Here is a 12,886-nt window from a genome sequence, read left to right on the forward strand (position 1 = left end):
TGTTTATGGGGCCAGTTTGCCAGTGTCCAAGGATTATTGTGAGCTTTGAGGCATGAGCGCTCAGCCCAACACCTCGGCCTCAGTTAAGCAGCGGCTTCGACGTAATTGGGATTGGCCCGAAACAGGACAACTTCAGTCAGGTCACTCCCCATCTTAATGTCGGCAAAACGCTCGTAGCCGAGGGTTTCGTAAAACGAGAGGTAGCGATTGTTTCCGGTATCAAGAAAAACGCCAATCGACTGGGCGTCATTGCTAACCTGCTGATGCACGGTTTCCATTAACAGGCGACCCAGCCCCTGCTTCTGAAATTCGGGATGGATGCCAATCAGGCTGACTGTTCGGTGAGCCTTGTTGGGTAAACTGTTCTGAACATCATTGAAGTACTGAATGTAGCGTCGAGTGCCTTCAAATCCAGCGGTCAGTGTCATTTTCAATCGCCACAAAAACTGACGGGAAATGTCCATTTTCAGTTGTACATCACTGACAAATGCCACGCCCAGTACCCGACGATCCTGCTTGTGGACGACGCCCAGTACGGTTTCACCCCGCTCAAAATGGAGGCGAATCAGTTCTCGAATGGTGGCGCGGATGCGCTGTTTGTAGCCAGGCCGACGGTCATCCAGCAGGTATTTAAACGTGGGTTCGTCTTTATAGGAGTGGTACAACAGCGACCGTGCCTGGCGACTGCTGCTTTCATCCAGTGCCATCACTTCAACGTCATTCAGATCAATCGTCGCCATACAGACTCCATAACTTCTGATTTGTTGTATTGTTATTGGTAACCAGAGCAATGGTTACCGTCAGTCAGTTTGCCAGTATTCTTTCGGCGATGAAATGATCCAGATCAGCGCCTGAAGCTCGCTTGCACCGACACTTGTCCTGCCCGGTCAGTCGCTTCCAGTGTCAGCTGAGCAGCATCAATGCCCCGGGCTTCCAGCGCACCGAGCCAGCGCATCAGGTTGGTAAAGCGCACAGTGTCGACTCGAACGCGAATCTGCTCACCATCCGGTTCAAAGCTTTGAATGACCACACCGAACCGATTAGCCTGATTGCGAACTTCGGCATTCAGCGATCCACCGGCCGTTGGTGCCTGAGCGCTGCTGCCTGACGAAGCCATCGCCAGAGGCGCGCGTTCGACCAATTGCCTGAACGTTTCCTCAGCGGCTCTCAGATCTGAACGGGTTGATTCACGCCAACTCAGAGTTGGGTTGATAATGCCCAGCCAGAGTACAAGTAGCCCAGCCGTGATCAGCAATAGCGATAATGCTCTGCGATCGCGAGTAGGTAGCCCTTGCCATCTCAGTGTCAGCGGCTCCAGCCAGGAGGACGTCTGTACGGTCATGATTGCACCTCCCGGGTTGCCCGGTAGCGGCCGCGTACAGCGTCCCGGTCCTGGCTGGCTGAATATTCGACCGTGTAGCCGGCTTGCTCAAGGCGGCGTTTCAGTTGCTCAAATACCCCAAAGGCATCCGATTCGGTATCGCCACTACGGGTGACGGTGAACAGCATTTCCCGGCGGCTGGCCTGATAACGAAAATCTTCCAGCGACAGCCCGGCATCGAGTGTGCCTAGAGCGTCAATAGCGGCTAGCACCGAGCCCCCTTCAGCATCGTCCGGTTGTTGCAAGGCTTGAATCCGATTATCCAGCTCACGCACCATCAGCGGTTGCTGAATGCGCTTATTCTGGCCAAATACCTGTTTGAACACGGTTTCACTGGCCTCCCAGGTCGAGGCGGCTTCTGCCCGGTCCTGCCACCCCTGGCTGATGGTCAACCCGGTCCAAATGGCCAGTGCAAAGCCTGCTGCCAGTGCTGTAGGAACCCAGTAAGTGCTGTGGCCACTGGATTTTCGCAGGGCAAAAGGGCCCGTCATCAGGTTGCCCTGATAGCGGGTTTCAGTCACGGTTTCATCCCAGCCAGGCAGGTCAGTTTCGGTCTGCACTTGCCAGTTGACGTTGTCACCCGCCGCTTCCAGTTCTGTTTTCAGAGTCCGACCCTGGTCGTCGGCGCTGCGACTGGTGAGGTTGATGTGCACGGCTTCTTCGTCCAGGTTCTGACTGCGTTTCCACAGATCAAACCACTGCGAGAATCCGTTCGGGTGAATCTGATGCAGCTCCCACCCGGCCCGGCACAACACTCGCTCCGGGGTGACGTCGATGCTGACGTCTTGCGTCTCCGGTTTGCTGACCTGGCAATAACCCGCATCAAAGGCTTGTAGCAGCATGAAGCCACCGTCAGCCAGCGTTTCCTGCAGGTCACGCAGCCGCTGGGTTTCGATCACCACCACCGGCAAGCTGCCCTGGTGGGGTCTGGCCAGAGGAACGATGTGCAGACTGTCGATGTCCTGGGCCAGTTGTTCTTCGGCGGCAAACCGCAACACGGCTTCCGGTATGCGACGCGCCCCACCAGGAACGCTTACCTGCAATGCAGTAAACCCCTGGTGTGGTAAAAATAATCGGGTCGTAACGGTCTCAAGGTTTTGGTTCTGACGCTCCAATTGAACGTCATCCCAGCGACCCTCCCGAACCTCATCGGAATCTGACCAGCGCCAGCGCAGGTGTGTGGGGTCTTGCCAGAATATCGAAATCTGCACGTTCATGAGTACTCCAGCGCATTCATAGGGTGTCATCCTTGGTGGTGTCGCCCGGTGTCCGGTTTGCTTCCGTAGTGGCCCTGGATCTGAGCACGATGCGGGCTGAATCGTCGCCCCGCAGTATATGACTGCTCTGGGTCAGGGTACGACCATTGAGCGTAACTTCCGCGAACAAGGTGAACCAGTCAGACCGGACTGTGAGCTGATCATTCAGCAACGGCACCGGCTGCTCATCTTCTTCAACCTGAAAAACCGGCTGGTTGAGCAGATCATCAACCGATTCATAAGGCTCTTCAGCACGCTCCTGAACAAAGGCGTCAACATCGCTTTCGCTCAGGAAGGGGGCTATGGTCATCAATACTTCCGCCGGGGCCGTGTTGATGTTTAACTCTGACCGAGGGGGTAACGCCGCCACAAAAGGCTGCAACGTGGCCAGCGCCTCTCTGTCGACGGATTTTAGCAACAGCAGCTCACTGCTGTCCGCCATCGGCTGAAAAGAGGGTGTATAGGGCGGCTCCTGATCCCCGTAATTAAACTCGGCACCACTGTCTGAATCGAACCAGTCGGTTAATTCATCGGCGATACTTTCGTCCAGCCCCAGTGTCAGCAGCAGACGCTTCAAGCCTGTCTGTGCGCCCCCTGGGTTAGCGGCGGACGGATGCAGCGCGTTGATATTGAACCGCCCCTGAAGGTCATTCATTTCCAGAGAGATCACGCCCTGATCCACCGGAAATGACACCGCGGGCTGGTTCCATAACTCGTCCAGATGATCGGTCTCGTTGTCTTGCTGATCCAGCGCAAGGCCGACCCGGGCAATGTCTTCCGCACTGTCGATATAAGCTTGCGCCTGGCTCAGAAACAAAGACTGATAAGCCCGTTCGATCTGAATTCGCTGCTCGTATTGAAGCCGCGCCACGATGACGGCCAGCATGGCAAACACCAGCAAAACCTGGATCAGTGCAAAACCCCGTTCAGTCCTCATCGGGTGCCTCCGATGCCTGGTAACTCTGAGGCACTCGAACCATCCGACGGACCGCATCGCCCTGCCCGGTCTGAAGTTCGAACTGCACCGCCAGTAATCGGGGGACTGTATTTTCGTTCAATAGCCCTTCCGGTGGCCAGGTATCCAGCCAGTCTCGCTCGCCTTCAATGTCTGCCAGAAATTGCCACTGCAGTGCATTCACCGGCCGCATCAGCATCTGGTGCTGCCATTCAAGACGGCCATCGTCGTCTAGATGCTGTCTCTGACTTCGGATCAGGCAATAGTGTCGTTCACGGCCAGCGACCTGTTGACCGTCATCCGCTTCAGGACACAGGTCACTGCCCTGTTCAGCCAATTGATAGCTGATACGTTGCAGGGTGGAGCGCTCCATATCCACAAAGCGACTCAAAGCCCACCCGTTTCGGGTTAGATACAAGGCATCGAGATCGAGTACCATAGCTTCCTGGTAGTCACCAAACGGATCCCGAACCGGACGATCAGGCGACCATTGATGCAAGTCATTCACCAGTGTCCGCACGACCCGGGTCAGTTGGGAGTAATATTCGTTCTGGACCACCAGGGTGTCCTGAGTCAACCGCGATGCCTGAACCAGGTAGTAGGTTCCCACGGCCAAAATGGCCGAAATGGCCATGGCGATCAGTAACTCAATCAGAGTAAAACCGGAATTCATGCCGCGTTTGGTCACGGGGTTGCCCCCAATACCGCGATCAATGAATCAACCGACGCCTCACTGTCAGGGGGAAATGCGCGCAATTCAACCCTGCGTAGAAATGGCCCCAGCAATTCCATTTCGACCGCCGTGACAGTCACTTCAACCCGCCAGGTTTGCTCATTGAAGTTGACCTGCTCGGACTGGGTGCCCGGGTCAGGCAAGCCGGCCATGCGTAATTGACTGAGCACAGTATCGTTCACCCAGCGAGCCTGCGTCTGCTCCTGGATCTGACGGGCTGACATCAGGTTTTGCGTATTGGCCAGTGATACAGCCCCCGCCATGACCGCAAAAATAGCCAGTGCAACCATAACTTCGATCAGGGTAAAGCCGCGCTCACCGTTCATCGCGAAGCACCTTGGGCGAGTTAAAACCATCGGCTTCAACCCGAACTTCATCGTTAATGCTGTCGGTTAAACTGAGTACCAGATTGTAGGCGGGCGTGTAATCCTCTGAAGGCAACAGGATGACATGCGGCTCCAGTGCAAACGGTTCGGTTGGCAGCGACTGGTTGAGTTCAACCCATTGATTGTCGAGCGTTAAACCCAGCTGTATGGCCTCTGAAACACCCCAGGCTTTCTGTTCATCGAATAGCGACCAGACGATATCTGGTTCGCTGAGCATTTCATCGCCTTCACGCCATTCCAACTGATAAACGCCATCCCCGACAAACATCAGGCCACGCTCCCGGTTGCTCAGCAACACCTGGTCCTGAATGCGCTCCATTCGATAGGCGTACTGCCCGGCCGCTTCTTCCAGCTCCTGAACCGGGTCATTACCGGTAACCGCCAAACGAACAGCGCCCGCCGCTATACCGATGATGACAATCACCACCATCAGTTCAAGCAAAGAGAAGCCCTGATGTGACAGGCAGCTGTGTGAGCGACGGGTGGGTTTCATTCCGTATCGTTTGACGATATATCCTGGTTCAAATCATCGCCGCCTGGCTGACCGTCCGCACCGTAGGAAATGACCTCAAAATTGTTGTTATTGTCGTTGATGTAAGCGTATTCGCTGCCCCAGGGATCCGTCGGTTTCTGGCGTAAATAGGGCCCACGCCAATTGCGCGGCTCCGGGTTACCAGACGGCTTGGCAACCAGGGCATCAAGCCCCTGGTCCGTCGACGGATAATGTGAGTTGTGCAAACGGTAAGTCTCAAGCGCATTCTCAATGGTCTTGATGTCCGTTTTCGCGCCCGTTACCCGGGCTTCGTCGCCCCGGCCGGTGACGTTGGGAACAACCAGACCAAAGAGGACGCCGAGAATAACCAGCACCACCATCAATTCAATCAGCGTAAAACCCTGTTGTTGGCCAAGGTTCCGCTTGCGTGTGTTCAGTTTGCTTTTCATCATTGTGTCCTAACCTACAAAGCTGTTCATTTCCATTATGGGCAGTACGATCGCCAGTACAATGATCAGTACAATACCCCCCATCAATAACACCATCAGGGGCTCGAAAAGCCCGAGTATGGTGGTGATGAGTTCCTTGACCTGCTGATCTTCGGCATCGGCGGTACGCTGCAACATGCTGTCCAGCTCGCCACTGGCTTCGCCGCTGGCGATCATGTGCAACATCATGGGCCGAAAATGCCCGGCGTCGGCCAGGGCCTTACCCAGGCTGCCGCCTTCCGACACCCGTAAAGCGGCTTCCTTTACGCGAGCCTGAATTTCAAGATTGGTAACCACCTCGGACGAGATGCGCATGGCCTCGACCAACGGCACCCCGGAACCGGAGAGAATGGCCACCGTGCTAATAAAGCGGGCCGTATTAAAGCCTCGCGATACACGACCAATTAATGGCAAGCGCAACAATACCCGATGCGTCACCCTGCGCCGGCGTGGCGCCCGGTTCCAGATCAGCAGCGCGATCACCATGGCCACAATGACCAGACAAGACACCAGCCACCAGTTCTGTATCCACTCGCTGGCGGCCAGTAACGCCCGGGTCGGCCCGGGCAAGGCTTCGCCCGTTGAGGAAAACACCCCAACAATGTCGGGCACCACAGAATTGAGCAGAAACACCACAATGCCAACCGCTACCAAGGTCAGAAATGCCGGGTAGATTGACGACATCTGAACTTGTTTCCGGGTGCGCTGCTGGTCTTCCATATAGTCGGCCAAACGCATCATCACCCGGTCGAGATGGCCGCTGTGTTCGCCGGCGTCTACCGTTGCCCGGTACAGCGGTGGGAAGGCGCGCGGAAAATCGCTCAGGGCCTTGGCCAGGCTGTATCCTTCCATCACCCGCGCCCGAACGCCGAGCATCAGACTGCGCACCCGGGCCCGTTCTGATTGTTCCGCCACCGCGCGGATGCACTCTTCCAACGGCATACCAGAGGCAACCAGGGTCGACAGTTGTCGCGTCAGTAATGCCAGATCAGCCACCGATACCGAGGGGCCGCCAAACAGGCCCGCCGACCGGGATTGCTGCTTTTGCGTCATCTCTACATCGACCGGGAACCAGCCCTTATCGCGCAGTTGCTGACGAACCTGACGGCTGCTGTCCGCTTCGATCACGCCTTTCCGGCGCTTGCCTTTGGCATCGAGCGCCGCGTATTCAAACGCCGCCATACTCAGTAGCTCCGATACACGCGCAGTACTTCCTCGACGGTAGTGAGGCCTTTGAGCACTTTGTCTTTTCCGTCCTGCAATATACTGGGCGATAGAGTGCGGGCATGGCGCTCCAGGTCGATATCACCGGCCCGGTCGTGAACCAGCTGGCGCAGACCCTCATCGACCCGGATGAATTCGTACAGGCCCAGCCGACCGCGATAGCCCGTGCTCTTGCACGCCGGACAGCCGGCAGCGTGATAAATGGTGTGTTTGGCGTCAATGGGCACGCCCAGAAACTCGCACTCGGCTTCGTCCGGGTGGTAAGCCGTTTTACAGTCAGGGCACAGAGTGCGAACCAGTCGCTGTGAAACCAGACCGATCAGACTGGACGCCAGCAAGAAAGGCTCAATGCCCATGTCCTGCAGGCGGGTAACGGCCCCGGTCGCACTGTTGGTGTGCAGGGTCGACAACACAAGGTGACCGGTCAAACTGGCCTGAACAGCAATATCGGCCGTCTCGTAGTCGCGAATCTCACCGATCATCACCACATCCGGGTCCTGGCGTAATATAGCGCGCAGCCCCCGCGCAAAAGTCATATCAACCTTGGCGTTGACCTGGGTTTGCCCGACGCCCGGTAAGCTGTATTCAATGGGGTCTTCTACCGTCATGATGTTGCGACTGTGGCTGTTAAGCGATTGCAGTGCCGCGTACAACGTTGTGGTTTTACCCGAGCCTGTTGGCCCGGTGACCAGGATAATGCCATGGGGGCGTTGAATCAGATCAGTAATGGTCTTCAGATCGCGTGGATTCAGCCCGAGCTGATTGACGTCCAATCGCCCTGCCTGCTTATCGAGCAACCGCAATACCACGCGTTCACCATGGTTGGAAGGTATGGTGGACACCCGCAGGTCCACTTCCCGGCCAGCCACCCGCAACGCGATACGGCCATCCTGGGGCACCCGTTTTTCGGCAATATCCAGACGTGACATGACCTTTATTCGGGAGACCAGCAACGGCGCCAACGCTCTTTTGGGCTGCACCACTTCCCGCAAGACACCGTCAACCCGAAACCGGATCGACAGGCGTTTTTCGTAAGTTTCAATATGAATGTCGGAAGCCTGTTCGCGGATCGCCTCTGAGAGAATGGCGTTAATCAGCCGGATGATGGGTGCGTCATCTTCCTGCTCCATCAGGTCTTCGGTTTCCGGCACTGAATCGGCCAGAGAACTCAGATCCATGGTATCGCCCAGCCCCTCGACCATTTGCATCGCATCGTCGGAGTCGGTGTGATAAGCGCGGTTCAGATACTCGGAAAATTCCTGTTCGTTAACCTGCATGTGCGGGAAAACGCCCTGCATCAGGCGCTGCGCTTCCTGCAAAGCGTTCAGATTCACATCGGGCCGGTACAACAGGCGTGGGCCATCTGCGTGGTCGTAGTCGATTACCACACCATGGCGTTTGGCGAATGTGAATGGCAGGCGTCGCTCCGTAACGCCCTGGGGTACCGCATTCATTGCTGTGTCCTGTACTGTAGTCCGTCGTGTGCCGGATTCACCGCTGACGGCTGCCAGCCCGGTGATCAACCCGACCTAGGCGCCGAACTGTAACCATTTGAATTTGCGGAAGAATATCATTCATTCCGGCGGTATCAACCTACCCATCGCTGAATCAGTGTGATCAGGTTCTCATAGGTCACCGGTTTGGTCATAAAATCGTCCATTCCGGCAGCCAGACAGGCTCGTTCCTGTTCCGGCGTATCTTCACCGGTAAGCGCGATGATCGGCAAATGCGTTCCGGTGTCCATTTCTTTATGCCGAATGATTCGGGTTGCTTCCAGCCCGTCCATACGGGGCATCAGGCAGTCCATGATGACCAGGTTGTAGGGCGGGTCCTGAATCGCCTGTTGCGACGCTTCCAGTCCGTTTACGCAGGTATCAACCTGTGCACCCATACGCTTGAGCAGCCGTACCACGACCTTTTGATTGACCATATTGTCTTCAGCCAGCAAAACACGCACATGGTCACAGCGATATTCAGCGCTGGCGTCTACCCGGGTTGCATCGTGGGACTGCCGCAGCATCTGCAGCAATTCATCCCGGGTGGCCGGCTTCTCGATAAATCGAAAACCAAGGTCCATGTCGGCCAGCAAGCCACGCTGCAACTGAGATGCATAGAGGAATACAGTGGTCTGTGGTGCCTGAGTTTGCAACCGGCTTTGTAGTAGCTTTACTTGTTCCAGGTAACTCTGCGCCCGGGCATCTTCGACCGGCAGATTGATCAGAATGAAATCGGTTGGCTGAATCAGCTCGCCGTCCAACAGCCGTTCCATCGTCCAGGTCGATACGGTCATATCCCAGCTATAGAACTCCGCACTGAGCGCGCGCTCGGTCACCGGGCTCAGGTCGACCAGGGTAATAGAGCGCCCCGCCATGTATTTGGCCGGGCGAAAGGAACTGGCTTGCTGCGAGCTTGCCTGAATAGGCAGGGAAACCACGATTTTTCTCAGGTCCTGTTTTGACGACACCGTGAGCTTGGCGTTCATCGACTTGAACTGGGCCGCAGCGACCATGAGCGTCAATTGGTCAGATACGTCTTCGTCTTCAGGCAGAGTGTTCATGTTGCGGTTAATGGCGGCGCGCAAATCCTCGTCACTGACCTCAGTGTTGATGAAATAGAACGACAGGAGCAAATGATCCTGCTCCTGTTCCGAGGCACTTTCCATCGCGATTCGGACGGTAATCTCACCCTCCTCCGCACTGTCGAGCGTAAAATCCAGCAACCGGCGAAAGGCGTTGGACAGCCACTGAGGGTCCAGCTCTATGCGCTCCGGCACTGATGGGTGATACAAATAGGCCAATTCCAGGCCATGCTCATGGGCCTTGCTGCCCATATCAGACAGGGCGTGTTCGAGTGTCTTGCGCAGATTAAACACAATCGACTGAGGCACGCGGGACTGATCCCGCTGCTCAATAAACGCCTCCAGATCCGTCACCAGATCCAGTATGGAACGTCCACTGCGACGGGCAATATTGAGCATGCCCTGATGTTCCGTCGACTGCTCATCGTGACTGAGCATGCCCAGCACCCCCAGCAACCCACTCAACGGGGTCTTAACCCGATGCAACAGCTGGTTAACAAAACGCCGGTTGGTGGTCGCCTGCAATACGTTTTCTTCGCGGGCTTCTTCCAGCGCCTTGAGACGCATTTTGAGTTCATGATTATGAGTCAGAAAACTCCAGACCAGCTCCGAAACTCGACCGGCGGTACTGACGAGATAAAAATAGACCGCTATAAAAGCAAGCCCGATCCACAGGTGACCCGCAGTATCAGATCGAAACAGATAAAAGAGACCCATGGGTAGCAGCAGAACCGCCAAATACACCCGCACGGTGCGACCATATAGGGAGTAAACAAAGGTCCCGCCGGCGGCAACTGACAAGGTATAGAGCAAGCCGAGCAACGCAATTGGATGCTCGGGCCCGTCCAGCCGGTAAACCAGATACGCCGTCCAAACACCGGCGTGCAGAAAACCGGACAGAATAAAGGTATCGCGCCAGCGAGCCGGACCTCTGGCATACCAGTCGGAAAACTGAGCAATCATGATAAACCGCCAGGCGGCCATAATCACCAATGCCAATCCAAAGACATAGCTGGCATTGGGCGTCGGGCCAACTGACAGCCACTGCCACTCCAGCAACAGAAACACCACAAAATGCAAAACAGCACTGGGCAACCCTTGCCGACTCAGGGTTTCATCGATTCGCTTCAGAATCGCGCGATCTTTTTGCGCCTTGTGCTGTGGCGTGAAAAACCAACTCATAGATATTCATCCGACGCCGCTGCGCCCTGCAAAGACCGCCACTATACCCTCTGTTGGCCCGCCGCCCAACCGTAGGGTGCTTGTTTCAATTGGGTTTTCGGCCAACCAGAGCCAATTTCCCACCGGAGCAATCCGTCATCCGACATCCATGATGAGCGACCATAAAAAAACCCGGCAAGGCCGGGTTTTCGAAAGTCGATCTGACGACTTCTTCAGAGTGCTTTTTCAAACTCTGGCAAGGCATCAAACAGGTCGGCCACAAGACCGTAGTCGGCCACCTGGAAGATGGGCGCATCTTCATCCTTATTGATAGCAACAATGACCTTGCTGTCTTTCATCCCGGCCAAATGCTGAATCTGACCGGAAATGCCAACGGCGATGTACAGGTCGGGCGCGACGATCTTACCAGTCTGACCCACTTGCATATCATTGGGGACAAAGCCTGCGTCAACGGCAGCGCGCGATGCACCCACGGCTGCGTCCAACTTATCAGCCAGGGTGTAGAGCAACTTGAAATTATCACCGTTTTGCATGCCGCGACCACCGGATACGACGATGCGTGCAGCGGTCAGTTCCGGACGATCCGATTTGGCCAGATCTTCACCGACAAAAGCACTGATGCCTTTGTCGTGACCACCGGTTACCGTTTCAATCGGAGCCGAGCCGTCGAGCGCACAGGCGTCAAAGGCGGTACCACGCACGGTAATCACTTTAATGGTGTCACTCGACTGCACAGTGGCGATGGCATTACCTGCATAGATGGGGCGCTTGAAGGTATCGGGGGATTCCACACTAAGGATGTCTGAAATTTGCTCTACATCCAGCAGAGCCGCCAGGCGTGGCATCATGTTTTTACCGTTGGTCGTCGCCGGCGCCAGTATGTGGCTGTATTCCTTGCCGAGCTCAGCAACCAGATCAGCCAGGTTTTCTGCCAACTGATGACCGTAAGCAGCGTCATCGGCAAATAAAACCTTGCTAACGCCAGACAGCTTGGCGGCTTCATCGGCTACCGACTGGGCGCCGGAACCGGCGACCAGTACGTCGATGGAGCCTCCGATTTCAGCAGCAGCGGTCACTACGTGAGACGTGACCGGGGCCAGCGATGCGTTATCGTGTTCAGCTATGATCAGAATACTCATGACAGCACCTTCGCTTCGTTTTTCAGTTTGTCGACCAACTCGGCAACCGAGCTTACTGTGATGCCCCCCTGGCGCTCTGCAGGTGGCTCGACCCGGAGCATCTTGACGCTGTTGTTGAGCGTAACCCCGTAATCCGCTGCGGTTTTCTTGTCGAGCGGTTTACGCTTGGCCTTCATAATATCGGGCAGTTTGGCGTACCGTGGCTCGTTCAGGCGCAGATCAGTCGTCACAATGGCGGGCAGGTTTAGAGACAGTGTTTGCAAGCCCCCATCGATTTCCCGGGTTACCTGGGCTTTTTCGCCGTCAATCAACAGCTGGCTGGCAAAGGTACCTTGCGCCATGCCAGTCAGTGCAGCCAGCATCTGGCCGGTCTGATTGTTGTCGCTGTCGATCGATTGCTTGCCCAGCAATACCAGGCCCGGCTGTTCTTCATCGACAACAGCTTTTAGCAATTTCGCGACACCCAGTGAGCTTGGCGCTTCGTCGGTTGTGATCAGGATACCGCGATCGGCACCCAGTGCCATGGCCTTGCGCAGTTGTTCCTCTGCCTTGGCCTCACCAATCGATACAACCACAATTTCGGTGGCGGTGCCCTGCTCTTTCAGTCGCACGGCTTCTTCGACGGCAATTTCGCAGAATGGATTCATGTCCATTTTCACATTGGCCAGATCCACATCACTGTTGTCTGGCTTGACGCGGACTTTGACGTTGTAGTCCACAACACGCTTTACCGGAACCAGAATTTTCATAGTGGTCTCGTGTCCTCATGGTCAGGTGACAGTCGAATTGACGGTCGAAGTTTTGGGTTGGCGGTTTATTGCCAGGCCATGGCGTTCGCAACCGCACAGGGCCAACATTTAATCCGTTTTAAACGAAAATTTCAAACAGTTGTTTTAATTTTTCCGGTTGTGCAGGTAAACTCGGGGCCAAATCGGGATGGTAAGGCTGCACAGTCTTCGTATTGATCGCAGTCGTTGCGCTAAATATGGCGCCATTTTCGATCATTACAATCGTCTGCGAGTACCCGGATGGGTTGTCGACTACCCTGTTGCACTCTCTGGTTGCCGCAAA

At 55.7% G+C, this 12,886-nt stretch carries 13 protein-coding genes; all 13 read right to left on the reverse strand.

The features are described from left to right. Window positions 1-83: 83 nt before the first annotated feature. The gene (locus tag G565_RS0104730) at window positions 84-740 is read right to left on the reverse strand and encodes a GNAT family N-acetyltransferase (protein WP_028669921.1); all 657 of its coding nucleotides are present in this window, start codon (window positions 738-740) and stop codon (window positions 84-86) included. Between the two features lie 104 nt (window positions 741-844). Next, the gene (gene gspM, locus G565_RS0104735; protein ID WP_028669922.1) at window positions 845-1,342 is read right to left on the reverse strand and encodes a type II secretion system protein GspM; all 498 of its coding nucleotides are present in this window, start codon (window positions 1,340-1,342) and stop codon (window positions 845-847) included. Then, on the reverse strand, window positions 1,339-2,598 hold the full coding sequence (gene gspL / locus G565_RS0104740) for a type II secretion system protein GspL (protein WP_028669923.1): 1,260 nt from the start codon (window positions 2,596-2,598) through the stop codon (window positions 1,339-1,341). The genes gspM and gspL overlap by 4 nt, the downstream gene beginning before the upstream one ends. A gap of 16 nt (window positions 2,599-2,614) precedes the next feature. Beyond that, window positions 2,615-3,574, reverse strand: coding sequence for a type II secretion system minor pseudopilin GspK (gene gspK, locus G565_RS25800; protein WP_051207353.1), 960 nt, complete (start codon window positions 3,572-3,574; stop codon window positions 2,615-2,617). Further along, on the reverse strand, window positions 3,564-4,280 hold the full coding sequence (locus G565_RS0104750) for a type II secretion system protein GspJ (RefSeq protein ID WP_028669924.1): 717 nt from the start codon (window positions 4,278-4,280) through the stop codon (window positions 3,564-3,566). Before G565_RS0104750 ends, gspK begins: the two co-directional genes overlap by 11 nt. Further along, window positions 4,277-4,651, reverse strand: a complete 375-nt coding sequence (gspI, locus tag G565_RS25805) for a type II secretion system minor pseudopilin GspI (protein WP_051207354.1) — start codon at window positions 4,649-4,651, stop codon at window positions 4,277-4,279. Before gspI ends, G565_RS0104750 begins: the two co-directional genes overlap by 4 nt. Continuing rightward, entirely contained in the window at window positions 4,641-5,204 is a 564-nt protein-coding gene (locus G565_RS25810; RefSeq protein WP_028669925.1) for a prepilin-type N-terminal cleavage/methylation domain-containing protein, read from the reverse strand. The genes gspI and G565_RS25810 overlap by 11 nt, the downstream gene beginning before the upstream one ends. Continuing rightward, complete coding sequence (gene gspG / locus G565_RS0104765) at window positions 5,201-5,656, reverse strand: type II secretion system major pseudopilin GspG (protein ID WP_037337770.1); 456 nt, start codon at window positions 5,654-5,656, stop codon at window positions 5,201-5,203. The genes G565_RS25810 and gspG overlap by 4 nt, the downstream gene beginning before the upstream one ends. Before the next feature lie 6 nt (window positions 5,657-5,662). Next, window positions 5,663-6,874, reverse strand: coding sequence for a type II secretion system inner membrane protein GspF (gene gspF / locus G565_RS0104770; protein ID WP_028669927.1), 1,212 nt, complete (start codon window positions 6,872-6,874; stop codon window positions 5,663-5,665). A gap of 2 nt (window positions 6,875-6,876) precedes the next feature. Then, window positions 6,877-8,370 (reverse strand): type II secretion system ATPase GspE, encoded by a 1,494-nt coding sequence (gene gspE, locus G565_RS0104775; protein WP_028669928.1) that lies wholly within the window; start codon window positions 8,368-8,370, stop codon window positions 6,877-6,879. A 134-nt stretch (window positions 8,371-8,504) separates the two neighbouring features. Beyond that, window positions 8,505-10,676 carry an ATP-binding response regulator gene (locus G565_RS0104780; protein ID WP_028669929.1) on the reverse strand — a complete coding sequence of 724 codons (2,172 nt, stop codon included), beginning with the start codon at window positions 10,674-10,676 and terminating at the stop codon, window positions 8,505-8,507. A 212-nt stretch (window positions 10,677-10,888) separates the two neighbouring features. Further along, entirely contained in the window at window positions 10,889-11,815 is a 927-nt protein-coding gene (locus G565_RS0104785; RefSeq protein WP_028669930.1) for an electron transfer flavoprotein subunit alpha/FixB family protein, read from the reverse strand. Further along, complete coding sequence (locus G565_RS0104790) at window positions 11,812-12,564, reverse strand: electron transfer flavoprotein subunit beta/FixA family protein (protein WP_028669931.1); 753 nt, start codon at window positions 12,562-12,564, stop codon at window positions 11,812-11,814. The genes G565_RS0104785 and G565_RS0104790 overlap by 4 nt, the downstream gene beginning before the upstream one ends. Window positions 12,565-12,886 lie beyond the last annotated feature (322 nt).

It is taken from the genome of Saccharospirillum impatiens DSM 12546, from assembly GCF_000423605.1.
Taxonomy (GTDB): Bacteria; Pseudomonadota; Gammaproteobacteria; order Pseudomonadales; family Natronospirillaceae; genus Saccharospirillum; species Saccharospirillum impatiens.